The sequence below is a fragment of the Enterobacter cloacae complex sp. EB5 genome (genome assembly GCF_031432835.1).
In the GTDB taxonomy this organism is placed as follows: domain Bacteria; phylum Pseudomonadota; class Gammaproteobacteria; order Enterobacterales; family Enterobacteriaceae; genus Enterobacter; species Enterobacter hormaechei_C.
In genome coordinates, this window is sequence record NZ_CP133860.1 from 3,285,979 (window position 1) to 3,309,089 (window position 23,111).

General features: G+C 51.8%; 37 protein-coding genes. 33 read left to right on the plus strand and 4 right to left on the minus strand.

What is annotated here, in order from left to right:
* The first annotated feature begins 93 nt into the window (after positions 1-93).
* Positions 94-291, plus strand: a complete 198-nt coding sequence (locus tag RHN82_RS15735) for a hypothetical protein (RefSeq protein ID WP_023306033.1) — start codon at positions 94-96, stop codon at positions 289-291.
* A 135-nt stretch (positions 292-426) separates the two neighbouring features.
* Here RHN82_RS15735 and RHN82_RS15740 read toward each other — a convergent pair whose 3' ends face one another.
* Both RHN82_RS15740 and RHN82_RS15745 read right to left on the minus strand, forming a co-directional pair.
* Positions 427-1,410, minus strand: a complete 984-nt coding sequence (locus RHN82_RS15740; RefSeq protein WP_223825998.1) for a P63C domain-containing protein — start codon at positions 1,408-1,410, stop codon at positions 427-429.
* Positions 1,411-1,512: 102 nt separating this feature from the next.
* The gene (locus RHN82_RS15745) at positions 1,513-2,172 is read right to left on the minus strand and encodes a LexA family transcriptional regulator (RefSeq protein WP_063159477.1); all 660 of its coding nucleotides are present in this window, start codon (positions 2,170-2,172) and stop codon (positions 1,513-1,515) included.
* A 108-nt stretch (positions 2,173-2,280) separates the two neighbouring features.
* On the opposite strand from RHN82_RS15745, the gene RHN82_RS15750 reads away from it, so the two are divergent.
* The 24 genes from RHN82_RS15750 (at position 2,281) to RHN82_RS15865 (ending at position 14,049) form a co-directional block, all read left to right on the plus strand.
* Positions 2,281-2,499 (plus strand): helix-turn-helix transcriptional regulator, encoded by a 219-nt coding sequence (locus tag RHN82_RS15750; protein WP_022650973.1) that lies wholly within the window; start codon positions 2,281-2,283, stop codon positions 2,497-2,499.
* Positions 2,500-2,529: 30 nt separating this feature from the next.
* Positions 2,530-3,096, plus strand: coding sequence for a toxin YdaT family protein (locus RHN82_RS15755; protein ID WP_001514165.1), 567 nt, complete (start codon positions 2,530-2,532; stop codon positions 3,094-3,096).
* 85 nt (positions 3,097-3,181) lie between these two features.
* On the plus strand, positions 3,182-3,376 hold the full coding sequence (locus RHN82_RS15760; RefSeq protein ID WP_063159478.1) for a ClpX C4-type zinc finger protein: 195 nt from the start codon (positions 3,182-3,184) through the stop codon (positions 3,374-3,376).
* Entirely contained in the window at positions 3,357-4,082 is a 726-nt protein-coding gene (locus RHN82_RS15765) for a helix-turn-helix domain-containing protein (RefSeq protein WP_074135897.1), read from the plus strand. The genes RHN82_RS15760 and RHN82_RS15765 overlap by 20 nt, the downstream gene beginning before the upstream one ends.
* Complete coding sequence (locus tag RHN82_RS15770) at positions 4,064-4,858, plus strand: replication protein P (RefSeq protein ID WP_000509243.1); 795 nt, start codon at positions 4,064-4,066, stop codon at positions 4,856-4,858. The genes RHN82_RS15765 and RHN82_RS15770 overlap by 19 nt, the downstream gene beginning before the upstream one ends.
* Complete coding sequence (locus tag RHN82_RS15775; RefSeq protein ID WP_063159479.1) at positions 4,855-5,154, plus strand: hypothetical protein; 300 nt, start codon at positions 4,855-4,857, stop codon at positions 5,152-5,154. The genes RHN82_RS15770 and RHN82_RS15775 overlap by 4 nt, the downstream gene beginning before the upstream one ends.
* Positions 5,151-5,354, plus strand: coding sequence for a hypothetical protein (locus RHN82_RS15780; RefSeq protein ID WP_047050266.1), 204 nt, complete (start codon positions 5,151-5,153; stop codon positions 5,352-5,354). The genes RHN82_RS15775 and RHN82_RS15780 overlap by 4 nt, the downstream gene beginning before the upstream one ends.
* Positions 5,351-5,728, plus strand: a complete 378-nt coding sequence (locus RHN82_RS15785) for an ead/Ea22-like family protein (RefSeq protein WP_310398376.1) — start codon at positions 5,351-5,353, stop codon at positions 5,726-5,728. Before RHN82_RS15780 ends, RHN82_RS15785 begins: the two co-directional genes overlap by 4 nt.
* Positions 5,725-6,324 carry a DUF551 domain-containing protein gene (locus RHN82_RS15790; protein ID WP_063153202.1) on the plus strand — a complete coding sequence of 200 codons (600 nt, stop codon included), beginning with the start codon at positions 5,725-5,727 and terminating at the stop codon, positions 6,322-6,324. Before RHN82_RS15785 ends, RHN82_RS15790 begins: the two co-directional genes overlap by 4 nt.
* Positions 6,325-6,491: 167 nt before the next feature.
* Positions 6,492-7,612, plus strand: a protein-coding gene (locus RHN82_RS15795; protein WP_085950818.1) for an IS3-like element ISSen4 family transposase whose coding sequence is annotated in 2 segments (ribosomal slippage) — positions 6,492-6,750 and positions 6,750-7,612 — 1,122 coding nt in all. Because the reading frame shifts where the segments join, the coding sequence is not laid out codon by codon here.
* A gap of 147 nt (positions 7,613-7,759) precedes the next feature.
* Positions 7,760-8,134 carry an HNH endonuclease gene (locus RHN82_RS15800; protein ID WP_249417819.1) on the plus strand — a complete coding sequence of 125 codons (375 nt, stop codon included), beginning with the start codon at positions 7,760-7,762 and terminating at the stop codon, positions 8,132-8,134.
* Positions 8,089-8,373 carry a hypothetical protein gene (locus tag RHN82_RS15805; protein ID WP_133147707.1) on the plus strand — a complete coding sequence of 95 codons (285 nt, stop codon included), beginning with the start codon at positions 8,089-8,091 and terminating at the stop codon, positions 8,371-8,373. Before RHN82_RS15800 ends, RHN82_RS15805 begins: the two co-directional genes overlap by 46 nt.
* A 251-nt stretch (positions 8,374-8,624) precedes the next feature.
* A complete protein-coding gene (locus RHN82_RS15810; protein WP_045345372.1) occupies positions 8,625-9,080 on the plus strand; it encodes a YbcN family protein in 456 nt (151 codons plus the stop codon).
* Positions 9,080-9,250 (plus strand): NinE family protein, encoded by a 171-nt coding sequence (locus RHN82_RS15815; RefSeq protein WP_058685337.1) that lies wholly within the window; start codon positions 9,080-9,082, stop codon positions 9,248-9,250. Before RHN82_RS15810 ends, RHN82_RS15815 begins: the two co-directional genes overlap by 1 nt.
* Entirely contained in the window at positions 9,247-9,915 is a 669-nt protein-coding gene (locus RHN82_RS15820) for a serine/threonine protein phosphatase (RefSeq protein WP_058685338.1), read from the plus strand. The genes RHN82_RS15815 and RHN82_RS15820 overlap by 4 nt, the downstream gene beginning before the upstream one ends.
* Positions 9,908-10,192 carry a hypothetical protein gene (locus RHN82_RS15825; protein ID WP_000048136.1) on the plus strand — a complete coding sequence of 95 codons (285 nt, stop codon included), beginning with the start codon at positions 9,908-9,910 and terminating at the stop codon, positions 10,190-10,192. Before RHN82_RS15820 ends, RHN82_RS15825 begins: the two co-directional genes overlap by 8 nt.
* Positions 10,189-10,548: a RusA family crossover junction endodeoxyribonuclease gene (locus RHN82_RS15830; protein ID WP_058685339.1), complete on the plus strand. Its 360-nt coding sequence runs from the start codon at positions 10,189-10,191 to the stop codon at positions 10,546-10,548. Before RHN82_RS15825 ends, RHN82_RS15830 begins: the two co-directional genes overlap by 4 nt.
* A complete protein-coding gene (locus RHN82_RS15835; protein ID WP_169804631.1) occupies positions 10,545-10,655 on the plus strand; it encodes a hypothetical protein in 111 nt (36 codons plus the stop codon). Before RHN82_RS15830 ends, RHN82_RS15835 begins: the two co-directional genes overlap by 4 nt.
* The gene (locus RHN82_RS15840; protein ID WP_310398378.1) at positions 10,652-11,275 is read left to right on the plus strand and encodes a hypothetical protein; all 624 of its coding nucleotides are present in this window, start codon (positions 10,652-10,654) and stop codon (positions 11,273-11,275) included. Before RHN82_RS15835 ends, RHN82_RS15840 begins: the two co-directional genes overlap by 4 nt.
* 559 nt (positions 11,276-11,834) lie before the next feature.
* A complete protein-coding gene (locus RHN82_RS15845; RefSeq protein WP_122008274.1) occupies positions 11,835-12,140 on the plus strand; it encodes a phage holin family protein in 306 nt (101 codons plus the stop codon).
* On the plus strand, positions 12,127-12,567 hold the full coding sequence (locus RHN82_RS15850; RefSeq protein ID WP_213382610.1) for a lysozyme: 441 nt from the start codon (positions 12,127-12,129) through the stop codon (positions 12,565-12,567). The genes RHN82_RS15845 and RHN82_RS15850 overlap by 14 nt, the downstream gene beginning before the upstream one ends.
* Entirely contained in the window at positions 12,564-13,037 is a 474-nt protein-coding gene (locus RHN82_RS15855) for a lysis protein (protein WP_310398380.1), read from the plus strand. The genes RHN82_RS15850 and RHN82_RS15855 overlap by 4 nt, the downstream gene beginning before the upstream one ends.
* A 192-nt stretch (positions 13,038-13,229) precedes the next feature.
* Positions 13,230-13,733, plus strand: coding sequence for a KilA-N domain-containing protein (locus tag RHN82_RS15860; RefSeq protein ID WP_310398381.1), 504 nt, complete (start codon positions 13,230-13,232; stop codon positions 13,731-13,733).
* A 154-nt stretch (positions 13,734-13,887) separates the two neighbouring features.
* Positions 13,888-14,049 (plus strand): hypothetical protein, encoded by a 162-nt coding sequence (locus RHN82_RS15865; RefSeq protein WP_023303625.1) that lies wholly within the window; start codon positions 13,888-13,890, stop codon positions 14,047-14,049.
* Here RHN82_RS15865 and RHN82_RS15870 read toward each other — a convergent pair.
* On the minus strand, positions 14,032-14,496 hold the full coding sequence (locus tag RHN82_RS15870; protein ID WP_058685152.1) for an aspartyl protease family protein: 465 nt from the start codon (positions 14,494-14,496) through the stop codon (positions 14,032-14,034). The two genes, RHN82_RS15865 and RHN82_RS15870, sit on opposite strands and share 18 nt — an antisense overlap.
* A 262-nt stretch (positions 14,497-14,758) precedes the next feature.
* Here RHN82_RS15870 and RHN82_RS15875 point away from each other — a divergent pair, with 262 nt between their 5' ends.
* The 3 genes from RHN82_RS15875 to RHN82_RS15885 are packed head-to-tail and all read left to right on the plus strand — an operon-like array spanning position 14,759 to position 17,370.
* The gene (locus RHN82_RS15875) at positions 14,759-15,652 is read left to right on the plus strand and encodes a DUF1983 domain-containing protein (RefSeq protein WP_228465308.1); all 894 of its coding nucleotides are present in this window, start codon (positions 14,759-14,761) and stop codon (positions 15,650-15,652) included.
* 11 nt (positions 15,653-15,663) lie between these two features.
* Positions 15,664-17,121: a glycosyltransferase family 2 protein gene (locus RHN82_RS15880; protein ID WP_193126265.1), complete on the plus strand. Its 1,458-nt coding sequence runs from the start codon at positions 15,664-15,666 to the stop codon at positions 17,119-17,121.
* Between the two features lie 18 nt (positions 17,122-17,139).
* The gene (locus tag RHN82_RS15885) at positions 17,140-17,370 is read left to right on the plus strand and encodes a DUF1327 domain-containing protein (protein WP_039268832.1); all 231 of its coding nucleotides are present in this window, start codon (positions 17,140-17,142) and stop codon (positions 17,368-17,370) included.
* A gap of 15 nt (positions 17,371-17,385) precedes the next feature.
* Here RHN82_RS15885 and RHN82_RS15890 read toward each other — a convergent pair whose 3' ends face one another.
* Entirely contained in the window at positions 17,386-17,670 is a 285-nt protein-coding gene (locus RHN82_RS15890) for a hypothetical protein (protein ID WP_039268833.1), read from the minus strand.
* A 168-nt stretch (positions 17,671-17,838) separates the two neighbouring features.
* Between RHN82_RS15890 and RHN82_RS15895 the strand changes: the two genes are divergently transcribed.
* From RHN82_RS15895 to RHN82_RS15915, 5 genes are all read left to right on the plus strand, one after another.
* A complete protein-coding gene (locus tag RHN82_RS15895) occupies positions 17,839-18,429 on the plus strand; it encodes a hypothetical protein (protein ID WP_409022862.1) in 591 nt (196 codons plus the stop codon).
* Positions 18,422-18,790, plus strand: a complete 369-nt coding sequence (locus RHN82_RS15900) for an HNH endonuclease (protein WP_047727450.1) — start codon at positions 18,422-18,424, stop codon at positions 18,788-18,790. The genes RHN82_RS15895 and RHN82_RS15900 overlap by 8 nt, the downstream gene beginning before the upstream one ends.
* Before the next feature lie 107 nt (positions 18,791-18,897).
* Complete coding sequence (locus RHN82_RS15905) at positions 18,898-19,392, plus strand: terminase small subunit (protein WP_040117531.1); 495 nt, start codon at positions 18,898-18,900, stop codon at positions 19,390-19,392.
* A complete protein-coding gene (locus RHN82_RS15910; protein WP_088566981.1) occupies positions 19,389-21,050 on the plus strand; it encodes a terminase large subunit in 1,662 nt (553 codons plus the stop codon). The genes RHN82_RS15905 and RHN82_RS15910 overlap by 4 nt, the downstream gene beginning before the upstream one ends.
* Before the next feature lie 58 nt (positions 21,051-21,108).
* Positions 21,109-23,043, plus strand: a complete 1,935-nt coding sequence (locus RHN82_RS15915; RefSeq protein ID WP_310398384.1) for a phage major capsid protein — start codon at positions 21,109-21,111, stop codon at positions 23,041-23,043.
* Positions 23,044-23,111: the final 68 nt, after the last annotated feature.

The window sequence follows — 23,111 nt, forward strand, 5'->3', positions numbered from 1 at the left end:
GTGGGTGGTTTTGTGATAACAAATTGTATTCTAAGGTGATTTATTTTTTTAAATACCAGTGCTACGCTTAAAAAAACAGCAGGAGGGATGTGCATGGTTCTGGATGAAGAGCGTATAAGCATGAAAATTCAGGCGATGGGGCGGGCGGTGATGGAATTGTCACTGGCTGATTTACCCATGACCCAGCAAAACATAATCGACAAGCTGAAGCAGTACCGGAAGGAAACAGGAAACGTGATCGGCAAGGGAGTTAACAGGGATGCTGCGGAGTTGGTGAGGAAGGGGCAATAAAAAAGCCCGCACGGGCGGGCAGGTAGTGTTGCGATAGTTATTGTTATCAGCTTCAGGCTGGATAGTTATCGGCAGAATGGGGGTCGGCTTTATGGGTGGGCAATAAAAACCCGGCGCAGTGGCCGGGTTGCGACTTTATTTGAAGACTCTCTCAAGAGCGCTTTCATATTGTTCTTTTGTTTCGCACATGGATGCCATGCCGATAATTTTGCCAATGTGTCTACGTAGTGCTTTCACGCCCACATCAGAAAGGAACATATGGATTTTGTCACCTCTCTTACCGTTTTCCTCGCGATTTTCCTTGGCGATATCGAGAATCTTGCCTTCGCTCTTTGCTAATGTTTCGTAGATATGCCTCTCAGTAAACCAGCGGAAATTTCCTGGATGTCCGCCTTTTTCTGGTTTTTTCAGTTCGTATAGTCGGTACCATTCATAGTAAAGCTCATCAGGGAATTCTTTTTCCCAAGCACGAGCTTCTTCTCGAACGTACATTTTGAAAGCTTCGATTACCGCCTGCGCCGCAGGCTCATAACCAGAAACGGCATATGCAACGCCGCGAATACCAGATTTAGCAGAAGCATTCATAAGTCTTTGTGCGGCTTCTGCTGCTGCAATTCTATTAGCTGGCAAAACCCCTTTTTCTTTCGCCTTGACTAGGAGCTTTGCTATGTCTATTACTACACCGATGTCAAATCCATGCGCAATTGTCGAATTATTGGATCGCGCCTCTAATTGAAATTTAAGGGGTTTTTCTAATTTATCCTCTAAATCTGGATCGCGCATCTCGCTCATGAATGGAGCCGACATTAGTCTGTCTATATCGCGAGCAAGAGAGCCTATCTGGAGAAGTTGAGCTAATCCGGTCTTGGTTACAACTGGTGTTTTCAACTCATCGTTTAAAACATAACACTCGGCATCAATCCCAAACTGCTCTTTGAAATTTCCCATGTGAGTGGCTTTATAACCCCAGCGGGCAATAGCTCCGCTCTTGGCTTGATCACTTCTTTGTTTTGCAGTGAGGGATTTAGCTCTAGCAACCCCGCCTTTTGCTTTTCCAGTTGGTTCTTTTTTATTTTCTGACATTGTAAGCACTCTTGCTGTGAAATGTGCTTGCATCATAATCACTGTGTAACCATACAAGCAAGAAATATTTTTATTTTTATGCTTGCATTATTGCAGGCAAAAAAAAGGCCGCATCTCTGCGACCCCTCAAGCAACCATTCAAACCAGCCGCAGCTTCGTCTCTACAGCAACACCGATAATCCGACAGTTACCATTCACCGCTACCAATGGCCACTGTGGATTTAAACCCTTCAGGTACTTCTGCCCACCATCGATCACCAGCTTCTTAAAAGTCGCCTCGTTAGAATCGGATAGCTTTGCTATTACCAGACTGCCGTTGATTGCCTCGCGCCCAGTATCGAAGAGGACAAAGGTTCCTTCAGGTATGCTCAAGCCAGTAGGGGCTGTCATTGACTCGCCCTCAACGAGCAACCAGAACGCGTCACCCTGAATGTGAGCATTCGACTCAAGCCACAGATCTATATCTTTTAGGGTGTATGGCTCAACCGCTTCGCACCATGAACCAGCCTGGACACTGCTGATTACTGGATACTTGTTACCAGGATTGTAGGGGCCAGCGTACTCCACATCACCCTTAAGCGTGTCGTCAATGATCATACCGCCAGCTCCTACGGAGAAGTTCTTTTTGCCAAGGAACTGCAATATTTTTGCGATCTCGGAAAGGCTTGGCTCACGCCGAGCGTTCAGCCAATGACTTACCGCACCTTTAGTAATACCGAGGTGCTCCGCCAGCTGTTCCTGATTGATGCCCTGACTTTTCATCAGGGTCTTAGCTAAGTCGTACCATTTCATAGTCATACCCGAATGATACAAGTTGTATATATTTGCGCGAGCCACAATTCGTATATTTTACTTGCGAACAAAGAATACAAAACGTATATTTAAGTTGTTTAAAGGAGACCCGACATGAACAATATCCGAAAAATCCGCAGAAACATCGGTTTGACTCAGCGACAGATTGCCGAAGAGCTGAACCTGTCGACAGGTGCGGTTTGCCATTACGAAAAAAATAAACGCAGCTTAAGCCTTGAGCAGTGCCGGGCGATTGTTGCAGCTCTGAATAAGCATGGCGCTTCAGTAAGCGTTGATGACGTTTTTCCACCAATCAGCAACAACGCCGCCTAATTGGCGGCCCTAACCACGAAAGGGAAAGCAATGCATTCACTTGCGTATCAACAGAGTACCGGACTTGAACAACGTCCGTTGATTTCGATTTATCAAAGTGTTCCGCGCAATAACCGTAAGCTAACTCGAATACGGGAGGCAGTTAAGGCCTGGCAAAAAGCTACGCCGGGCCAGTCTCAGGTTCACATTTCTCAGCTGGTTGCGAAAGAGTGGCTGGCGCGCGGCGGGAAGGGGTTGTTACTGGCAGGTTCTGAACACAACACGAAGCAGAACTTCTTCCGGATGATTAACGATCCGGGCCCGAAGAACGACAAGGGGTTGATGCTATTGATCCCCGTCATTATCGACGTGATGGCGCGGGATAACGAGAAAGTGGCGAGAGAGTTCGGTCTTGTCGCAAAGACTGAGGCCGAACTGATAGCCGAGGCCATGAAAGAGTGCACTGAAGCGCATCAGGCGAAGTTACTTGGTCAGCCGATACAACGCCTTGAGAAAGAGGTGAGAGAAGCTGCTGAAGCACTGCTGCGCTTCCTGCCAACTGAATCAATCGCTGCGGTGGTGACAAGTCTGGCCGCTATGGCGCCGGGAGTTATGTGATGGGTACTACCAAAAAAGCGAAAGCCCTTCTGCGGGAACAGAAAGGGCTCTCAGGTGCAATCAAGTCATCAATTACGAGGTAAGTATGCCAGGAAAAATCGAAAAGGCAAACCTTCAGCCAACTCACAAATGCTCATTTTGCGGTATCGACGATAAATCACTTAAAGGAGTGATGATTGCCGGGCCCGGGGTGTCGATTTGCAGCGATTGCGTGAAATTGTGCGTAGACATTGTGTTTGAAAAATTTAAGGAGGCTCCAGGTGAGCAGAGCGGCGACTGACTGGGCATGGAGCCTTGAACTTAAGGCATCACAAAAACTTCTGATGCTTTCTCTGGCAGACCGCGCTGACGAATCGCACTGCTGCTACCCGAGCATACAGCGTCTCGTTAAGGACACCGGCATGGACAGAAAGACCATCGTGAAGTGGGTCAGCCAGATGATAGACGATGGGCTAATTACCGACACTGGAGAGCGCAAGGGTAAGACAAAACAGGTTCGCGTTTTGCGTCTCAATATCGAGGTTAAAGAAGCCCAAAAACGGAACAGTACCGAAAACGGTAATGATCCCAAAATTGGACACGAAACAAGCCCAAATTTGGACATTAAACGATCCCAAAATTGGGATACAGAATCAGTCATTGAACCCAACATAGAACCAACTCTCTCTGGGCGCGATGGTTTTGTGAGCGACGCAGCGAAAGAAAGAATGGGCCTGCCAACTGGCACCGGGATCCCGTTCCCATCCCAATTCAAACCCTCTGCTGAGCATATTGCTATGGCTGCCGAGAAGGGGGTGAGCATTGAAACTGAGCTGCTGAACTTCCGGGACTATCACCTTTCCCGTGGCACGCAGCTAATCGACTGGAATTCGGCTTTCAGAGTCTGGATCCGGAATGCCAGGGTTAACCCGCTGGCTAAGCGTGGTCGTGCCGAGCAGGAAACGCCTCACTGGAACAGCCGCGAGGGATGGGAGGACTTCCTGTGAATAATCAGATTATGCAAGCCGTTAACGGCCGTGATGGCGCGCTACTTTCCAGAATGGCGAACGGAAGTACCGACCAGCAGAAGGTTATCAACCCTGAGGCTGAGGGGCTCGTTGATTCTCTCTTTCGGCAGCTGAAGCAGATTTTCCCTGCATCTACGCAGACAAACCTGAAAACTGACGCAGACGAGAAAACGGCAAAGCGTCAGTGGATCGCAGCGTTTTCAGAGAATGGGATCCGCACCCGCGAACAACTTTCCGCTGGTGTACGGCATGCCCGCGCCAGTGAATCACCTTTCTGGCCGTCGCCGGGGCAATTCATCAAATGGTGCAAGGATAGCGGCACGGTGCTTGGCATTGGCCTGGCTGACGTGATGAATGAGTTCCATCGGTATAGCCGCGAAAAAGGGCTGCATACCGGCGGAGCAGAAGCTTTCCCGTGGTCTCATGACGTCATGTACTGGATTGTGACCGATACGCGCAGAGCGATGTACCAGCGCCAGCTGAGCGAGGCTGAAACTGAAAAATACGCGTCAAAAAAACTTGAGGAATGGGCGCTGAAAGTTGCTGGCGGGGAAAAAATACCATCTCCCGTCCTGGCGCTCGAGAATTCTGATGAAGTGATCCCGACAAATCACGTGAGCCGTCAAGCCGGTTATCACCCGGAAGGAAAAAGCTTCGGGTGCATGCCAAATGCGGCGACTCTCGGCGCTCTCACCCCGGCCCAATGGCTTTGGGAAGAGTATCAGCGCGGGAAAGAGAGAGGGCTTATTCAATGAAAGGCAAACAGGCAATTCTGCGTTATCTCGAAACGCACAGGACCTTCACCGCGAAGGATGTGGCCACAGAGTGCGGCATGACCATCAACTGCATCACGAAGAACGCTATCGATCTGGAGCGGGCCCGCAAGATTGTGCGCGTGAGCAAGGTCTGGCGAACGGTGACTTATCGCCTGGCGACGCCGGAAGAGCAGGACGGTACCGCACGCAGCTGCACCAACGGAATATTTCAGGAGTGCCGCAACAGCGCGGCTATGAAGCGAGTATTGATGGTTTTTGGGAGGGTAGGGGTATGACACGCATCCGTAACTTTGGCTGGAATCGCCTGAAGCTGGCCACCCTGTCATACGACGAACTCAATCAGCTTGAGGAGCAGGTGAAGCTCGAACACGCCTGCAAAGACGGCATCCACATGTACGACAAAGCAGGCCGTGACAAGCTCGATTCTCTGAGTTGGGCCGTATACAACAAGCAGAAGCAGGAGTCCGCCCAATGAGCAACATCGATAAACAGGCGCTGCGTGAAGTTGCGGAGAGAGCAGAATCCGATAGTTGGGGTTATGATCGCGATGAATTCAATGAGGCTCTAACCCCGTCCACCGTGCTGGCGCTGCTGGATGAGCTGGAAGCCAAAGACAAGCAGATCGACGATCTGAAAGCAACGGCGGCACATTCCAATGCTGGATGGACGGAGGCGCATAGACAGGAAGCCAGGGCTGAAGACGCAGAGAAACGGATTGCTGACCAGTGCGGAATCATCGCATCGGCGAGGAAGTTCATCAGCGAGTACGCTGGTCTTGGTGATGTTGGCGCTGCTGAGTTCATAAAAATAATCGACCGCGCCGCAGTCGGTAAAGGAGAGGCATCATGAACACTCTTACCAAAGAATGGCTACTGAAGACCATCGCGGAGCTCGAAGAAGAGCGAGATGCTGTGCCTGGCATCGTAAACGAAGATGCTGCGATGTCTCTGGCGGCGATGAAGATTGCGCTGGCATCGCTCGAAGCGGAGGCTGTTGGCGAGGTTGTCCTCGGTGAGTATGACGATTGCGGATGCCACCCGGATGCGAAGGTGGTGTGCATAGCCGCTGATGGACAGGCTGATTGGGAGAATTTCAAAGATGGCACTCGGTTATACACCGCCCCGCCAGCGCCGGTATCTGTGCCCGCTGCGATGGAAATGGATGATGACTTTGACAGCGCGTTTGAACACGGAAAAGCTGTCGGCTGGAACGCCTGCCGCGCCGCCATGCTTCAGGGTGCCGATGGCAACTCTCCGGTGATTCCGGATGGTTGGGTGGCTTGCAGTGATCGGATGCCGGAGCAGTTTAAGGCCATCCTGGCATTCAATGAGTATGGAGAAGTTTGGTCTGGTGCGTATGACAGGTACTGGAATTTCTATTGCGATAATCTGTTAGTAGAGCATGTCACGCACTGGATGCCACTGCCAAATCCTCCTAAGGAGTAATTTATGAAATTCTTACCAGTTGTTGGCTGGGAGGGAATCTACCAGGTTAATGATGGTGGAGATGTACTAAGCATACCTAGGGTAATTTTGAGGAGATGACCTGCTCCCCGTTGATTAGTACACCCCGATGTTAGTAATGTCTTCATAAGCCACATGAGGACATCCCCATGAAGAAGCGTTTTTCCGACGAACAGATCATCAGTATTCTCCGCGAAGCCGAAGCTGGGGTACCCGCCCGTGAACTCTGCCGCAAGCATGCCATTTCCGATGCCACGTTTTACACCTGGCGTAAGAAGTATGGCGGTATGGAGGTGCCTGAAGTTAAGCGCCTGAAGTCGCTTGAGGAAGAGAACACCAGACTCAAGAAGCTGCTTGCCGAAGCCATGCTGGATAAAGAGGCGCTTCAGGTGGCTCTTGGGCGAAAGTACTGACGACAGACCAGAAGCGGGAAGCCGTGATGTTGATGTGTGATGCGACCGGTCTGTCGCAACGTCGTGCCTGCAGGCTTACAGGTTTATCCCTGTCGACCTGCCGCTATGAGGCTCACCGTCCGGCTGCTGATGCGCATTTATCAGGGCGCATCACTGAGCTGGCACTGGAGCGCAGGCGTTTTGGCTACCGTCGTATTTGGCAGTTGCTGCGCCGTGAAGGGCTTCATGTTAATCATAAGCGCGTGTACCGGCTTTATCACCTCAGTGGCCTGGGCGTAAAACGCAGAAGACGTCGTAAAGGGCTGGCAACAGAACGTCTGCCGCTGCTCCGTCCGGCGGCGCCCAATCTGACCTGGTCGATGGATTTCGTCATGGACGCACTTTCCACCGGTCGCAGGATCAAGTGTCTTACCTGCGTCGATGATTTCACAAAGGAATGCCTGACGGTCACTGTTGCCTTTGGGATTTCAGGCGTTCAGGTCACGCGTATTCTGGACAGCATTGCACTGTTTCGAGGCTATCCGGCGACGATAAGAACTGACCAGGGGCCGGAGTTCACTTGCCGTGCACTGGATCAATGGGCCTTTGAGCATGGTGTTGAGTTGCGCTTAATCCAGCCGGGCAAGCCAACGCAGAACGGATTTATTGAGAGCTTTAACGGACGATTTCGCGATGAATGTTTGAATGAGCACTGGTTCAGCGATATCGTTCATGCCAGGAAAATTATTAATGACTGGCGGCAGGATTATAACGAATGCCGCCCGCACTCCACGCTGAATTATCAGACACCGTCTGAATTTGCAGCGGGCTGGAGAAAGGGTCATTCTGAGAATGAAGATTCCGACGTTACTAACTGAGTGTTGTATCTAATCGTGGGGGCAGGTCAGAGAGATGGCTCTAAACAGCGATTTAAAGGAAAGAAACTAAAACCGTTTTTAAACGAGGCAGGCTATCTCGTTGTCAGGTTGAGTGATGCCTCAAATGGCCGAAGGGAAGTTGCAAGAGTGCATAGGTTAGTAGCAGAGGCGTTTATACCGAATCCAAATGCCAAGCCAGAGGTTAACCATATCGATGGGGATAAATCCAACCCATCCTTAAGCAATCTTGAGTGGGTTACACCCCATGAAAATAGGCTACACGCCTGGAATACAGGGCTAAGAAATCGGTCACACCTTCCAGCATACAAAGGGGAGATGCAGGCTAATTCGAAATTAAACGATGCAAGTATAATGGAAATAAGATCGCTTAGATGGTCTGGGGTTTCATACGGAGTGCTATCTAAACGATATGGAGTTTCTAAAAGAACCATTATCAGGGTTGTTACTGGAGAATCATGGTCTCACTTACCAATGCCAGAAGCACCGCAGCAGGAGGCATGATGTACGACAATTACACCATCAACCGCTGCGACGCCATGGAGTGGCTTGCAGGGCATTACCCAACCTTCCCGGACAGGATGCCAGATGTGCCGCTTAAGGCCGACTGGTGTAGCGCCAGCCTGTTCAGAGGGTGGAGTTTCGTTATCTTGCTCGATGGTTCACTGGTCTTTGCTGACTGCCTGTCACCTCCCATCCGGGCAGAAGACATGGCTGGCTTCAAACTGCCTGAGTTGACATAGCTACCATACAAGCGATATGGGAATCCCCATATCGAGAGCCATGGCCTCTTCGGAGGCCTTTTTCTCGCATTGATAATTCAGAATCAACCAGCCATAATATCAGTGCCGTCGGAGTTGAACGCCCGACGGTAAGACTTCTGCGCATTTAAGGGGACTTAAATGCGACCACAATCTGAACTCCTCACCCTGTCACAGATGCTTAACGGCACCTGCGATTTTCTGCATTCTGCGGTTTCCGTTAAGGAGGCCGTATGACTCTGCCAGTAGACGGCATCAAACTCCATCGCGGCAACTTCGCGGCCATAGGACAGCAAATTCAGCCATTGCTGGATGCAGGCCAGTGCTTCCGCCTTCAGGTCAAGCCGTGGCGCGAGAAGCGCAGCCTGTCACAAAATTCACTTCTTCACATGTGGCTGGCTGAAATCAGCGAATACCTGATTAAATCAGGGCGCACTGATGCCACTCCGGAGTGGGTTAAGCGCAACCTCAAAAAGACCTACCTCGGATGCGAAGAGGTGACCTACACCGATTTCATTACCGGTGAGAAAACCACGACCTGGGAGCCGCGCCATACCGCAGACCTCGACACTGGGGAAATGCATATCTTCCTGGTGAAGGTTGAAATGTGGTGCGCTCAGTTCGGTCTGGCTCTGACTATCCCGAACGGTTGCGAGTACCAGCAGCTGCGCGATAAGCAGGAGGCCTGATGTCAACTCCACTTTCCCGCGTCATCACAAACGAAATATTCCGCGTTCCGGCACGCCGCAAGCGCAAGCCCGCGGTTAAGCCGTCCGAAATCCCGACACTGAAGGGCTACACCGCCCGCCTGGTGGATCAGAAATGGCTGCGTCTCGCGGCGAGGAGAAAATCCGCATGAGCATGTATCAACGCATTAATGGCGGTGACTGGCGCAATATCTTCGTCGTCGGGGATCTGCATGGGTGCTACACGCTGCTGATGAATGAGCTCGAAAAAGTTTCGTTCGACCCTGCGCGTGATTTGCTGATCTCGGTTGGTGACCTTGTTGACCGCGGCGCGGAAAACGTCGAATGCCTGGATCTGATTACTATGCCGTGGTTCCGTGCTGTGCGCGGAAACCATGAGCAGATGATGATTGATGGGCTGTCGGATTATGGAAACGTCAATCACTGGCTGGTGAATGGTGGCGGCTGGTTCTTCAATCTCGACTATGACAAAGAAGTGCTGGCTAAGGCTCTGGTTCACAAAGCAGCTGAGCTGCCACTAGTCATCGAGCTGGTTACCGCTGAGCGTAAAATCGTTATCTGCCACGCTGACTACCCGCATAACGAATATGCGTTCGATAAGCCCGTCCCGAAAGATATGGTCATCTGGAATCGTGAGAGGGTTAGCGACGCTCAGGACGGCATTGTCTCGCCGATATCCGGTGCCGATCTGTTTATCTTCGGGCACACCCCAGCGCGCCAGCCCCTGAAGTATGCCAACCAGATGTACATCGATACCGGTGCCGTGTTCTGCGGAAACCTCACGTTGGTACAGGTCCAAGGTGGTGACCATGAGTAAAACCTACCGCAGCAAGAAGTGGCTCGCCGCAGTCGGCCAGATTGAGCAATGCGTCCTGTGCGGAGCCTGGGGCGTGCAGGTGGCACACCGCAACGAGGGAAAGGGTATCGGAATGAAAACAGACGACTGCGCCACCGCCGCTATCTGTGTCACCTGCCATTCAGAGATTGATAACGGGAAGGGGCTGAGTCGTGACGAGCGCCGCCAGTTAATGGATCGCGCCATCGTCCTGACCATTATCCAGATTGCCCGTCGTGGCTTGGTGGTGCCTGCATGAAAATCTACGACATCACACCAATCGGCAAGCCTCGCATGACCCGCGCGGATAAGTGGAAACAGCGTCCACCTGTAATGCGTTATCGCGCTTTTTGCGATGAGGTCCGCCTGCGCAAGCTGACCATGCCTGAATCCGGATCACATGTGACATTCGTCCTACCAATGCCACCAAGCTGGAGTAAGAAGAAACGAGCTGAGTTCGCTGGGAAGCCCCACCAGGCCAAGCCAGACTGCGACAACATGCTGAAGGCCCTGATGGATGCGCTTTATGAGAATGATGCTCACATCTGGGATTGTCGCATCACAAAGGTCTGGGGAGAGAAGGGGCAGATCATCATCGGGGAGTGCGCGCCGTGACCAGAGACGAGATAACCAGATACCAGGCCGAAAGCGTTAAGCGCGCCAACCTGCCGCCAGTAGCAAAGCACAGCCAGACCAAACAACCTCAGAAGGAAGCAGCATGAGAAAGCTCACACCAATTTACTCCATGGTCAACTTTGTCGATGACGCTCACTTCCGCCGTGTCTGGAAGCATCCCAAAAAGACCATAACCCCAAAGCAACGGGCATGGGTGCAGTACATGCTGACTGTGTGGGGTCGCATTAACCGTGGCGATGATTCTCCTGCCGGTGCCATTAACGTCATTGGCCGATTGATGATCCGCAGCCAATGGAGTCCTGATATGGGTGGACACATCGAGAGGATGGTCAACTGGATTTATAGCGATGAAGGAGGGGCGCTGAGAGGTGAGGCGCTTTATAAAAAAGCTCGCGAACTGGTTATCCCTCAGTCATCAGCCAGCAACATCATCGCTCTCGCCAAAGAATCAGATGATGCCGCGTTCGTAGAAAAAGTGATGGTTAAGCTGTTTCACCGGGAAAGCCCAGTCCGCGATTATGCAATTAAACGTTATTGTGAGCGCAACTGCACTCAACATATCGCTCAGGCAATGAGCAGAGTAACCGGCGTGGATGTGCAGCAGTGCCGCCGCCGGGTCGTGTGGTGCGAGAAGGTTTTTGAATCAGAACTCTTTTATGCCTTACAACGTGAGATGGAGAAAGAAAATGAACTTCAGGCCACTTAATTAGAAAATATTTATCTGAAAGTGTTGATTTGGCGAAATGAAAGTGCATAATTCAGTATATGCTCGGACGTCAAAGGCGAAAGAGCGCGGTGATGAAGTGCAAGATGACAGCGCTCATGAATCGGGGACATCGAAAGCCCAAAAGCTGAATTGTGTGGCGACAGCCAAAACGCGACTTGAGCCATCACCAATAATTTAGAGCCACTGGTTAACGCCGGTGGCTTTTTCATTTCTGCATAACGGAAATCGCTTTGAGTATGTGACGGCATCCCGGTGAGACCAGGTACATTTCCCTGGCACGGCAAAGCGATCCTCGTTGTGGTGAATGTCCTGATGGCGTCGTAAAGCGATAGCCGTGAATGCCGGATAGCAGCGCCGGCCACCACAAACTAAACCCACTACCTGGGACCCTTCGGTCAGAGAGCCGACATTGCCTTACCCTCACATTGCCAGCCTGTCGCTGGCTTTTTTATTTGCGATGTCCGGTCGTTGTTTCCTGGCATCCTTCCACTCTACACAAACAGCACCCCGTTCTTTCGGAGGTGATATGGCTAAACGTATGCAAGATAAAGAAAGCATTGCCGGAGTGTCATGGCTGATTGTCCTTGCTCTGTCATGCTGGGGCGGCCTGGTCCGATACCTTATTGACGTTAAGCAGAACAAGGCCACCTGGAGCTGGATCAACGCACTGGCGCAGATCGCAGTGTCCGGATTTACCGGTCTCATCGGTGGCCTGATCAGCGTTGAAAGCGGGCTGAGTCTTTACATGATCCTGGTTACGTCTGGTATTAGCGGGGCGATGGGCTCGGTGGCACTGACCTATTTCTGGGAACGTTTGACGGGGATGAAGAATGCAAACCAGTGATAAAGGCATTGCCCTGATCAAAGAGTTCGAAGGCTGCAAACTCACCGCCTACCAGGACAGCGTCGGAGTCTGGACGATCGGTTACGGCTGGACTCAGCCTGTCGACGGCAAACCAATCCGCGCCGGGATGACGATTAAGCAGGAAACGGCAGAGCGTCTGCTGAAAACTGGACTGGTCAGCTACGAAAGCGATGTGTCCCGCCTGGTCAAAGTTGGCCTGACTCAGGGGCAATTCGACGCCCTGGTGTCGTTCACGTATAACCTCGGTGCCCGGTCACTGTCGACATCGACTCTCCTGCGAAAACTCAACGCCGGTGATTACGCTGGCGCGGCCGATGAGTTCCTGCGCTGGAATAAAGCTGGTGGGAAGGTGCTGAATGGGCTGACACGTCGGCGGGAGGCAGAGCGGGCTCTGTTCCTATCATGATTGGCGCGCTGGTTAAGCGTTACTGGCTGCAGCTGCTGGTGGTGGCGTTAATCGGCGTGCTGGCGTTCTTCGTAAACCGGTACCGCGACAACGCCATCACCTACAAAGACCAGCGCGACAAAGCCAATAAACAGCTAAGCCTTGCGACCGCCACCATCAAAGATATGCAGGCGCGCCAGCGTGATGTCGCTGCGCTGGATGCCAAATATACGAAGGAATTGTCCGATGCGAAAAAAACCATTAACGATTTGCGTCGGGATGTCGATTCTGGCGCTAAACGGCTGCGCATCGCCGCAACCTGCCCTGGAATGTCCAAAGCCACCTCCACCTCCGGCGTGGATGATGCAGGAGCCCCCGAACTTACTCCAGACGCTCGACGGAATTATTTCGATCACCGGGACGGAATCGCAACCGCTGACAAGATGATTCGCGGCATGCAGGACTACATCAAAGAGCAGTGTCTTAAATGATTCGTTACCCAAATAACAGAGCCTGACTTCGGTCGGGCTTTTTTATGTCCGCAGTAAACCGCGCATTCTCGTGCGCATATCAACCAAGAGCCTTTCGGGGTAGAGCTTGAGATAGGGCAGTGGTAACGCTGACCGCTCTTGGGCTGCCCGTATCTACGAGAACAGGCTCAACCACCAAAAGGTATCAGCGAAATGAAATCATTAACCCTCTTCAATCAACCAATCCGTGTCGGAGAAGACGGCATGATCTGCCTCACCGATATGTGGAAAGCCAGTGGCAAAAGTGATGCTGAATCGCCTTACCATTATCTGCGAAACAAGCAGACCAAAGAGTTCCTGGCCGAGCTGGAGAAAAACCACGAATCTGTGGTTTTCACTGCCCGCGGCGTACACGGCGGAACCTATGGCGGGAAGTTTGTTGCATACGATTATGCGGCATGGATCAGGCCTGAATTTGAAATTCGCGTTTATGAAACATTCCGGGAAGCGGTACTTAACGGCATCACCAATATGTCTCGCCTCAACAGGCTTGACCTGCTGATCGCAAATGAGACCAAAGAGGTAAGCGCCTGCGCCAGGGCAATGAATAAGTGGGGCGTCGGCGGTCGCAAGAAACTACTCAACTGCGCGCGTGAGCGGATCGTCAGTCAGATGGATCCTGACATGGTCACGCTGATGGAAGCGAAAGCCGGGTAGCCGACGCAAAATTGCGCTCGCTGATATTTAAGAAAAAAGAGCCACTTTCACAACGGCTTTCCATTACAAAGCTCATCTGCGGGTGGGCTTGATAATGGTAAGTATTGTCTTCGGGCAGGCTTTGTAGATGTTAAGCGATTATTAAGAGGCAATCATGACTTTAGCTGAACGTGTAAAGAGAATTGAGAGCGAATTAAAAGATATTAAATCGCAACTCAATTCTGGTACCGATTCTAGGAAAACAGCAAAAGCAATGCCCTTATCCAGTCTTGCAAAAGAGGGAGGTATCCCTGGTGGGTTAGTTAAAAAATGTTAACTCAAATACTTGATTGGAAAAATCCATCGTAAGGGCGCCCATTTTAATTAGTTGCATTCCGAAAACGACCTGGAATTTTCTCCCGTTACTTACCAATGGCACTGAAGTCAATTCTGTTGAAAAAACTCTTTCGTCCTCAGTGAACGATATTACCGCATGCCGAACTGTAGTTTCTATTGTTGAGGTGGCTCCGCTCACAGTTGTTTTTTCCGCGATTGGGAGTTTTAAATCGTCAGCAAAGTCTGAATCCACATAGCAAAGATCTGCTCCGGTATCTATAAGTGCGTAGGCACCAGCCTTCAATCCATTTGGTTTATAAACGTTTATATCTTTTGAGCTACTTGGCCATACTGTCAATGGAACTACGGGAATTGCATGCTCCGTGGGGGTATCTGATACCGATCCATCAATATGGGAAATAAACTTGATTTTTACTTTGGTGATCATCCTTTTTCCTTCGAAGAGTTATTCAGCCATTCCTCCTCTTTGCGTGAATCAGTGTCCCACCACTGACGGGCTGAATGTTTACCTTAACCAGGGCTAATACAAAGCAACATCCTGATATACAGACAGTAGCCGCCATCGTGCGGCTTTTTATGCGCATCGCACGCGCACATCAAAGAAAGTCTTTCAGCTGTGAGCCTGGGCAAACCGTTAACTTTCGGCGGCTTTGCCGTGCGACAGGCTCACGTCTAAAAGGGTAGTAAACATGAAAAAAACTTTAAGCCTAAAAGATGCAATGCGTAGCCTTCACGTTATCGAAACCGATGAAGGAATCGAACTACAAAGCGCGGCTGGCACGGCAAAATATGATGCGTGGGGCGCACGCCGTGAGGTGAATGGTATCCCAGAGTACTTTCCCTCCTCTGTCACGGTAAATAAGCGTCCGCAATCGCTAGTGGATGATAAAGGACCATCTGTACCTGATGGCTCATGCGCACCATTGGTACGCACAATGAAGCTTCGTGTTGAGCTGGACACATCAGGCGCACAACAGGCTGTTGACGAACTGGATGACAAAATCCGTAACAGCGATGCATTCAAAGTCCTGAAAGATGGCTGGACTTTCGAAAAGAACGGGGTGCTGATTATTAATAACGGCGAGGTGTTCGTTACCGATGCGAAGATCGACGATGTCGTATTGTCTAAGAGCTACAGCGTTAAATTAAACGTCGCCGGCAAAGGCAAGCCGCACGAAGCTGGCATGACCCTCGGTGTTGAAGGTGAGCATAGCAAGGTTGAGTTTCTGGCCGATCGCTATAAGGTGCATGAAGCCGCTCAATCAGCCAGCAATAATGAAAAGACGACATTCAATGTTGGTTTGTCTTTTGGTGGCTTCCCTGGAGAAATTAGTCATGATAAGGCTAATCCCGCTGATGGTAATAATGCCACCAAAACCAGCCTCAATGATGAGATGTGCGAAGCCATTATCTCCGCCGTACGCGAAAGCGATTTGTTCGCAGCCCTCCAGGCAAAGATTGATGCGCAAACAGCTTCAGTAGTTGGCTTGCAACAGGCGATGCACGAAGCGGTGAACGATGCTCTTCGCAATGCGCTCAAGCCAGGCGGCATCCTCTGGAATACACGGTCGCGTGGAAACTGACGGGAGGTTTTATGCAGGTCACTATTGATGGTGTCCCATACGCTCCCGCCAGCGTCGTTTCATCCCGGATTGGCATTGTCATTACTACCCACAACCGGCCAGACGTTTTAAACCGCGCCATTGAGCAGCACATTAAACATCTGCCCGCCGGGGCGCTGGTGGTGGTTATCGACGACGGCTCTAAACCTGTCGCAGTAGTGCCTGACGGCGTGCAGCTGCTTCGCCATGAAACATCACTTGGCATTGTTGCTTCGAAGAACGTCAGCTTAACCGCGCTGATAGACGCCGGATGTGAGCATCTTTTTCTTTGGGATGATGACGCCTGGCCCATCGCTGATAACTGGCACTTGCCATACATCGAATCACCCGAGCCACACCTGGCTTACCAGTTTCTCGATCTGGCAGGGACGAATAAGCTGAAGGATATGGCGGTCCTGTACCGGGATGATAAGCACATCGCATACACCGGGCAGCGCGGCGTGATGCTGTATTACCACCGTAGCGCTATCGAGAAGGTTGGTGGTTTCGATCGGGTATACGGTCGCGGCATGTACGAGCACAGCGATCTCGCCTTGCGCATCCATAACGCAGGACTAACTACGTGGGCTTACGGTGATGTGGTCGGTTCAGAAAAGCTGATTCATTCTCTCGACGAGCATGAAGCGGTAGAGCGTTCGGTGCCGCGTCCCGACCGACAGGCGCTGGTTGAACGTAACGTGAAGATCCACAACGAACGGCGTGATGCCGGGTTTACTGGTTACGTTGAATACCGCCAGCAGCGCGATGTGGTTATCACAACGCTACTGACCAGTCAGCCTGACCCGCAGCGCGGCACAAAAATGGCGGCCTCGCCTGACATGCTGGCTAAATGGGCCTCATCACTTCGGAATTGTGGCCGCATAGCGCTGGTGGATGAGCTGCATGCAGCCCCGGCAGATGTTGAGCTATGTCGCGTTCCTGACGTGAAGATGAATGTCTACTTTCGTCGCTGGTTGCACATCTGGCAGCACCTGCGAGAACACCCTGAATACCGGTTCGTCTGGTGTACCGATGGTACCGATGTCGAAATGCTTCGCGCGCCGTGGGAAGAAATGGAAGCCGGAAAGGTGTATGTCGGTTCAGAACCAAAGACCTACGCCGATACCTGGGCAAAGCAGAATCATCCGGAGCGCATCTATCAGGAGTTTATTGAAGAACACCGCAACGATGTGATGCTTAACGCTGGGCTGCTGGGTGGTACTCGCGCTGATGTAATGGCGTTCGCTCACGGCATCATCCGTCTTTACTACCGGATCGAGAGTTATCGTTTCTGGAAGAAAGAACAGGCTGGCGCCGCGGTGGGTGACATGGTGGCGTTCGGCATTGTTGCGCAGTCATTCGCTGACAGGCTGGTCACCGGCCCTCTGGTTCACACGGTGTTCAAAACTGAGGGCATCGGTATAGAAAGCGCTTGGTTTAAACATAAATAATTCTTACGGGGGTTAAGAATGATGCAAAATCACGAGTTAGTAGTTTCGTCTTTCATCGCTAACGGCGAAGTTATTAATGCTACCGTGAGCGTACGGGCGATGGCGGTACCAATGTTAAACATCTTCAGTATGGAGGTTTTTATTGCTCGAATTGAGGGAGGTACGGTCGAATATTATGAAGGTGAAGCCATAAAAACTGCTGCAAAGGTCATCAGTGTTGTAAATGAAGAAATTAATAAAGCGGCCTGAAGGCCGCGCTTACAATTACTTAATGAACTTCTCTGGTTTCGGTTGGAACATTATTTGGACAGACGGCTGAAGCAACTCGTTGATGGCAGACTTGATAGGTGCTGACTGACTGTGATTGAGTTTATCCAGAGATTCTGAAAGGGTCTCTCTGAGTTTGGATGAAAACTGACTATCGCCCGATTGTTCATCGAGAAGCTTAATCATGTGAGTGATTACAAAGTTTGCGGCTGCACCTTGTTTTGCCATCTGCTGTTCAAGTGTAGCGATTTTGTGCAGAAGAGAAGCTGTTTGTTGGTCCATTTATATTTCCTAATCCAGAGGTTATCAGCCATCCCTCTTTATATGAGTGCGCCAGTGTCCCACCACTGACGGGCTGAGTGCTTACCTTAACCAGGGTTAAAGCGGAGCAACACCCTGATATTCAGACAGTAGCCGCCATCGTGCGGCTTTTTTATTGGAGATTCGCTGGTGGCTGAAGAGATTAAGTTTGTGGTGGTCGGCCATCATACCCGCTTAGGGCCTGCACAACGTCTTGCTGCACTGCTGCATGCTCATCTGCTGGTTGATGACGATAACCACGGCGCGAACTGGAATCATCGCCGCGCGCTTGAGTGGGCAGCAGAACAAACATGCCGGGTTGTCGTAATTGAGGATGACGCGCTGCCGGTGCAGGGATTCACCGAAAAGGTAACTGACTGGCTGGCTCGTTTCCCTGACGACATGCTGAGCTTTTATCTCGGTACCGGGCGGCCTCCACAGTATCAAATGCAGATTGCTGAGCGGCTAATCGTGGCTGATAAGACACGCGCTGATTACATCACGCTGTCGAGACTCATTCATGGCGTTTGCTATAGCGTCCCGCCTAAGCATGTGCAGCGCGTGCTATCCCGTTGGGATAACAGCAAACCCGCCGATTACGCTGTGGGTGATGCATGGGGTGGCTCAGTGATCTATCCGTGTTACTCGCTGGTGGACCATGCAGATGGTGAAACGGTAGAGCATCACCCTGACTCAGCGCCACGTACAGAACGCCGCCGGGCGTGGAGGTTGCATGTCTAAGCTATCAACGTTAAAGCCACGCCTGAAAGCCATTGATACGCGACGCATCAAGCCAATCTACGGTGAGCAGCGCCGGATAAGTGGAAGTGCAAGGGTGAGTTTGAAGCGCCGTATCTATGCGCGTGACAGTGGTCGCTGCTGTATGTGTAATCGGGTTGTTGATTTGACTGACAGTGAACTCGACCACCGTATCGCGCTTCAGTTCGGAGGCGATAACTCGGAGCACAACCTGTGGACGCTCTGCACTGAATGTCATGCAGGTAAGTCTGCACGTGAAGCCGCTACTGGTCAGCCTGATGAACAAGCCCTGAAGCATAAGGTGCATGATGGCGATCAGGAATCAGGGTTTGTAGGGCTCTGAGGCCTGCCAGCCCCGGGGGGGGGTATAATCCAGAGTAAACATCGATCGCCCTGGACACCTCGCCCCCTCTCATTCGCAGAAAAAATCCCCCTCTGGAGGGTGTAAACATGTTAACAGCGCAGAAGCGGAAATATGCTCTCGCGCTGATGTCCGGGATGTCTCAGAAGGATGCGGCAATAAAGGCGGGATATTCTGAAAAATCCGCGCGTTCCAAGGGGTCGCAGCTTGCTAAAGACCCGGAGGTCATCGCGTTTATTGAGCGAAAAAAACGAGAAAAAGTTGAGGTGGATGACGAACCTGCGTATCGCAGAAATGTTTATACCCCAGCAGTAAACACGCCTGAAGAAAAACGACCTCCTGCGGCATCGTCCGCCGGTGAGTATGAAGACCCTCTCGACTTCCTGAAATCGGTTATGAACAACGTTGGTTACGAAATCGAAACCAGGAAAGATGCTGCAAAGGCCATGCTGCCCTATATGCATCAGAAGAAAGGTGAGGGCGGTAAGAAGGATGCAAAAGCGGAGGCTGCCAAAAAAGCGGCCAATAAGTTTGCCATTCAGCAGCCGCCGAAACTGGTGGTTAACAATCGCGGGACTACATAATGCCGGAGTGGACAACTGCCTGCCCTGACTGGGCGGAGCGCCTGAAGAAAGGCCAGTCTATTATTCCTGCCCCGATTTACCCGGAGCAGGCTGAAATAGCCCTGAACGTTTTCAGGCAACTGAAAATCGTTGATGCTCCAGGATCGCCAACGTTCGGTGAATCCTGCGCACAGTGGGTTTTCGATCTCGTTGCGGCGCTGTTCGGCTCCTATGATGCCGAAACCGGCCGCAGACACATTACAGAAGTGTTTGTACTGATCCCCAAAAAAAACTCCAAGTCTACGCTGGCCGCCGGGATAATGATGACGGCCTTGCTGCTCAACTGGCGTCAGGCTGCCGGGTACACCATCATCGCCCCGACTGTAGAGGTGGCGACAAACGCCTTTAACCCGGCGCGCGATATGGTAAAGCGGGATGATGATCTGGATGACCTCTGTCAGGTGCAGACACATATCAGGACCATCACCCACAGGGGAACGGACACGACGCTGAAAGTGGTGGCCGCCGACCCCAACACCGTATCGGGGATTAAATCTGTCGGCACGCTCATTGACGAGTTGTGGCTTTTTGGCAAGCAACATAACTCCGAAGATATGCTGCGCGAGGCAGTCGGTGGCATGGCATCACGACCGGAAGGCTTTGTGATGTACACAACCACGCAGTCCAACGAACCGCCTGCTGGTGTGTTTAAGAAAAAGTTACAGTACGCCCGTGACGTTCGCGACGGAAAAATACACGACCCGCATTTTCTTCCGGTGATATTTGAGCATCCACCGGAAATGGTTGCCAGCGGAGAGCATCTTCTTCTGGATAACCTCGCGATGGTTAACCCCAACCTGGGTTACTCCGTTGACGAGCAGTTTCTTTACCGCGAATACAACAAAGCGAAAGAGGCCGGGGAAGAAGACTTCCGTGGCTTTATGTCCAAGCACGCCAACGTTGAAATCGGTCTCGCCCTGCGCGCTGACCGATGGGCAGGGGCGGATTTCTGGGAGCAACAGGCAAGGCGCGTCACTTTTGAAGATATTCTGCGCCGCTCTGAGGTGGTCACAGTTGGTATAGATGGCGGTGGTCTCGATGACCTTCTTGGCCTGGCCGTTATCGGGCGCGATCGCCAGACTCGCGAATGGTTATGCTGGTGTCATGCATGGGCGCATACCATCGCCCTGGAAAGACGAAAGAGCGAAATTTCAAAATTAAAGGATTTTGAGAGGGCCGGTGACCTGACGATCGTTAAGCGGGTGGGCGAGGATGTTGAGCAGGTTGCAGAGTATGTCAGCCGGATTTATGAAGCCGAACTGCTGGACAAAATCGGGATTGACCCTTCTGAGGTCGGGCAAATTCTTGATGCGCTCAGTGAGGCAGGCATTCCTGATGAGGCTGTAACCGGGGTCAGCCAGGGCTGGAAACTCGGCGGCGCCATTAAGACTACTGAGCGAAAGCTGGCTGAAGGTGTTTTGCTTCATGGTGGTCAGCTTCTGATGGCATGGTGCGTAGGCAACGCCCGTGTGGAGCCGAAAGGCAACGCCATACTCATCACCAAACAGGCCAGCGGGAAGGGGAAAATTGACCCTCTTATGGCCACATTCAACGCCGTTACGTTAATGGCTCTTAACCCCGAACCGGTCAAAAAAGACTACCAGGTATTTTTCGTTTAACACACACGTCAGTTAATGGCCCGCGCATGCGGGTTTTTTCATTTCTGGAGGCCAGCAAATGACGCTTAAACGCGCCTGCACCCTCATGACGGTGAAGTCGGTAAATGAGGATGAGCGGATTATTACCGGCATCGCCTCAACACCGTCTCCCGATCGTGACGGTGACATTATGGAGCCGGAGGGGGCGAAATTCCGCAGCGATACGCCGTTCCTCTGGCAGCACGACCGCTCTCAGCCTATTGGCACCTGCACGCCAAAAATGGTGAAAGAGGGGTTGCAGATCACAGCAAAGCTCGTGAAACCAACCCCTGACATGCCATCCCAGTTAATCGCACGTCTTGATGAAACGTGGGCTTCGATTAAGGCGGGGCTGGTACGCGGCCTGTCGATTGGGTTCCGCCCAATTGAGTATTCCTTCCTGGATGAAGGCGGTATTCGCTTTTTGTCCTGGGACCTGCTTGAGGTCTCGGCGGTGACCATTCCGGCCAATGCCGAATGCTCCATCCAGACCGTTAAATCTTTCGATCGCCAGTTTCTCGCCGCGTCAGGCAATGAGAAACCGGTAGTGAAAACTTCTAAAACCGCTGGCGCTACAGCACCCAAAACCAAAAAAGGAAACATTTCGATGAATATCGCAGAACAAATCAAGAGCTTTGAAGCGAAGCGTGCAGCGCTGGCCGCATCACTTGATGAAGTGATGTCAAAGGCGGCTGAAGAGGGACGCACCCTGGACGCTGAAGAAGAAGAGAGCTACGACAACACATCCGCAGAAATTAAATCAGTTGATGCGCACCTCAAACGACTGCGCGACATGGAAAGCAATCTGGCATCGACTGCAAAACCGGTATCTAAAGCTGCTGGTGGCGAATTCACCACCGTGAAGACAAACGCGCCGGGGATCATTCGCGTTGAGCAAAATCTGGAGAAAGGTATCGCCTTTGCCCGTTTTGCCAAGGCACTGGCGGCGGCAAACGGCAGCCGTTCTGAAGCGCTGGAAATTGCACGTAAGCAGTACCCGGATGATGCGAAACTTCACCATGTGCTGAAAGCCGCTGTTGGTGCTGGCACAACGACCGATCCTCAGTGGGCTGGTGCGCTGGTGGAGTATCAGGAATACGCAAATGATTTTGTTGAATTCCTCCGCCCGCAGACCATTATCGGTCGTTTCGGTCAGGGTGGTATTCCTGCCCTGCGTCAGGTCCCGTTCAACATTCGCATTCCGGCACAAACTTCCGGCGGATCTGCAAGCTGGGTAGGTCAGGGTAAGGCCAAGCCGCTGACCAAATTCGACTTTGAGTCCATCACGTTCAGCTTCGCCAAAGTCTCAGCCATTGCGGTGCTGACCGATGAGCTGATCCGATTCTCTAATCCGGCAGCTGATGCACTGGTGCGTAATGCGCTGGCAGAAGCGGTCATTGCACGCCTGGATACGGACTTCATTAACCCGGCGAAAGCTGAAGTTGCTAACGTCTCTCCGGCCTCAATTACCAACGGTATTGTGGCTGTTCCATCAACCGGCGATCCGGATGCAGATGCTGAAGCGGCATTCGCTCAGTTTGTCTCCAATAACCTCCAGCCAACTGGCGGCGTGTGGATCATGTCCAGCACCAACGCGTTGGCGCTGTCCATGAAGAAAAATGCTCTGGGCCAGAAAATGTATCCGGAAATGACCCTGCTTGGCGGCACATTCCAGGGGCTTCCGGCTATCGTTTCGCAGTACGCCGGAAGCAATCTTACCCTGCTGAACGCGCCGGATATTTATCTGGCTGACGACGGTGGTGTGGCAGTGGATATGTCACGTGAAGCCTCTCTGGAAATGGAAAGCGATCCTACTGGCGACAGCGTCAGCCCAACCGGAACGGAGCTGGTTTCCATGTTCCAGACGAACAGCGTGGCTATCCGTGCCGAGCGCTGGATCAACTGGAAGCGTCGCCGCACGGCAGCGGTGGCGGTTATTTCTGGTGTGAACTACGGCTCTAACCAGGGAAGCTAACGCGAAAGGAGGGCGGGGGAAACCCCGCCATATTGCATGGCAAAAATCAGATATCTGCAACGCACACA

What these genes read in the sequence shown, in the direction of transcription:
- RHN82_RS15745 (WP_063159477.1), bottom strand. Translation starts at nt 2,172, where the DNA reads ATGACTATGAAATGGTACGACTTAGCTAAGACCCTGATGAAAAGTCAG.
- RHN82_RS15825 (WP_000048136.1), top strand. Translation starts at nt 9,908, where the DNA reads ATGAGTAAAACCTACCGCAGCAAGAAGTGGCTCGCCGCAGTCGGCCAG.
- RHN82_RS15735 (WP_023306033.1), top strand. Translation starts at nt 94, where the DNA reads ATGGTTCTGGATGAAGAGCGTATAAGCATGAAAATTCAGGCGATGGGG.
- RHN82_RS15785 (WP_310398376.1), top strand. Translation starts at nt 5,351, where the DNA reads ATGAGCAACATCGATAAACAGGCGCTGCGTGAAGTTGCGGAGAGAGCA.
- RHN82_RS15740 (WP_223825998.1), bottom strand. Translation starts at nt 1,410, where the DNA reads ATGATGCAAGCACATTTCACAGCAAGAGTGCTTACAATGTCAGAAAAT.
- RHN82_RS15830 (WP_058685339.1), top strand. Translation starts at nt 10,189, where the DNA reads ATGAAAATCTACGACATCACACCAATCGGCAAGCCTCGCATGACCCGC.
- RHN82_RS15810 (WP_045345372.1), top strand. Translation starts at nt 8,625, where the DNA reads ATGACTCTGCCAGTAGACGGCATCAAACTCCATCGCGGCAACTTCGCG.
- RHN82_RS15905 (WP_040117531.1), top strand. Translation starts at nt 18,898, where the DNA reads ATGTTAACAGCGCAGAAGCGGAAATATGCTCTCGCGCTGATGTCCGGG.
- RHN82_RS15885 (WP_039268832.1), top strand. Translation starts at nt 17,140, where the DNA reads ATGATGCAAAATCACGAGTTAGTAGTTTCGTCTTTCATCGCTAACGGC.
- RHN82_RS15860 (WP_310398381.1), top strand. Translation starts at nt 13,230, where the DNA reads ATGAAATCATTAACCCTCTTCAATCAACCAATCCGTGTCGGAGAAGAC.
- RHN82_RS15875 (WP_228465308.1), top strand. Translation starts at nt 14,759, where the DNA reads ATGAAAAAAACTTTAAGCCTAAAAGATGCAATGCGTAGCCTTCACGTT.
- RHN82_RS15900 (WP_047727450.1), top strand. Translation starts at nt 18,422, where the DNA reads ATGTCTAAGCTATCAACGTTAAAGCCACGCCTGAAAGCCATTGATACG.
- RHN82_RS15820 (WP_058685338.1), top strand. Translation starts at nt 9,247, where the DNA reads ATGAGCATGTATCAACGCATTAATGGCGGTGACTGGCGCAATATCTTC.
- RHN82_RS15750 (WP_022650973.1), top strand. Translation starts at nt 2,281, where the DNA reads ATGAACAATATCCGAAAAATCCGCAGAAACATCGGTTTGACTCAGCGA.
- RHN82_RS15780 (WP_047050266.1), top strand. Translation starts at nt 5,151, where the DNA reads ATGACACGCATCCGTAACTTTGGCTGGAATCGCCTGAAGCTGGCCACC.
- RHN82_RS15815 (WP_058685337.1), top strand. Translation starts at nt 9,080, where the DNA reads ATGTCAACTCCACTTTCCCGCGTCATCACAAACGAAATATTCCGCGTT.
- RHN82_RS15870 (WP_058685152.1), bottom strand. Translation starts at nt 14,496, where the DNA reads ATGATCACCAAAGTAAAAATCAAGTTTATTTCCCATATTGATGGATCG.
- RHN82_RS15770 (WP_000509243.1), top strand. Translation starts at nt 4,064, where the DNA reads ATGGGAGGACTTCCTGTGAATAATCAGATTATGCAAGCCGTTAACGGC.
- RHN82_RS15840 (WP_310398378.1), top strand. Translation starts at nt 10,652, where the DNA reads ATGAGAAAGCTCACACCAATTTACTCCATGGTCAACTTTGTCGATGAC.
- RHN82_RS15855 (WP_310398380.1), top strand. Translation starts at nt 12,564, where the DNA reads ATGATTGGCGCGCTGGTTAAGCGTTACTGGCTGCAGCTGCTGGTGGTG.
- RHN82_RS15760 (WP_063159478.1), top strand. Translation starts at nt 3,182, where the DNA reads ATGCCAGGAAAAATCGAAAAGGCAAACCTTCAGCCAACTCACAAATGC.
- RHN82_RS15850 (WP_213382610.1), top strand. Translation starts at nt 12,127, where the DNA reads ATGCAAACCAGTGATAAAGGCATTGCCCTGATCAAAGAGTTCGAAGGC.
- RHN82_RS15880 (WP_193126265.1), top strand. Translation starts at nt 15,664, where the DNA reads ATGCAGGTCACTATTGATGGTGTCCCATACGCTCCCGCCAGCGTCGTT.
- RHN82_RS15775 (WP_063159479.1), top strand. Translation starts at nt 4,855, where the DNA reads ATGAAAGGCAAACAGGCAATTCTGCGTTATCTCGAAACGCACAGGACC.
- RHN82_RS15845 (WP_122008274.1), top strand. Translation starts at nt 11,835, where the DNA reads ATGCAAGATAAAGAAAGCATTGCCGGAGTGTCATGGCTGATTGTCCTT.
- RHN82_RS15790 (WP_063153202.1), top strand. Translation starts at nt 5,725, where the DNA reads ATGAACACTCTTACCAAAGAATGGCTACTGAAGACCATCGCGGAGCTC.
- RHN82_RS15915 (WP_310398384.1), top strand. Translation starts at nt 21,109, where the DNA reads ATGACGCTTAAACGCGCCTGCACCCTCATGACGGTGAAGTCGGTAAAT.
- RHN82_RS15805 (WP_133147707.1), top strand. Translation starts at nt 8,089, where the DNA reads ATGGTCTCACTTACCAATGCCAGAAGCACCGCAGCAGGAGGCATGATG.
- RHN82_RS15755 (WP_001514165.1), top strand. Translation starts at nt 2,530, where the DNA reads ATGCATTCACTTGCGTATCAACAGAGTACCGGACTTGAACAACGTCCG.
- RHN82_RS15890 (WP_039268833.1), bottom strand. Translation starts at nt 17,670, where the DNA reads ATGGACCAACAAACAGCTTCTCTTCTGCACAAAATCGCTACACTTGAA.
- RHN82_RS15865 (WP_023303625.1), top strand. Translation starts at nt 13,888, where the DNA reads ATGACTTTAGCTGAACGTGTAAAGAGAATTGAGAGCGAATTAAAAGAT.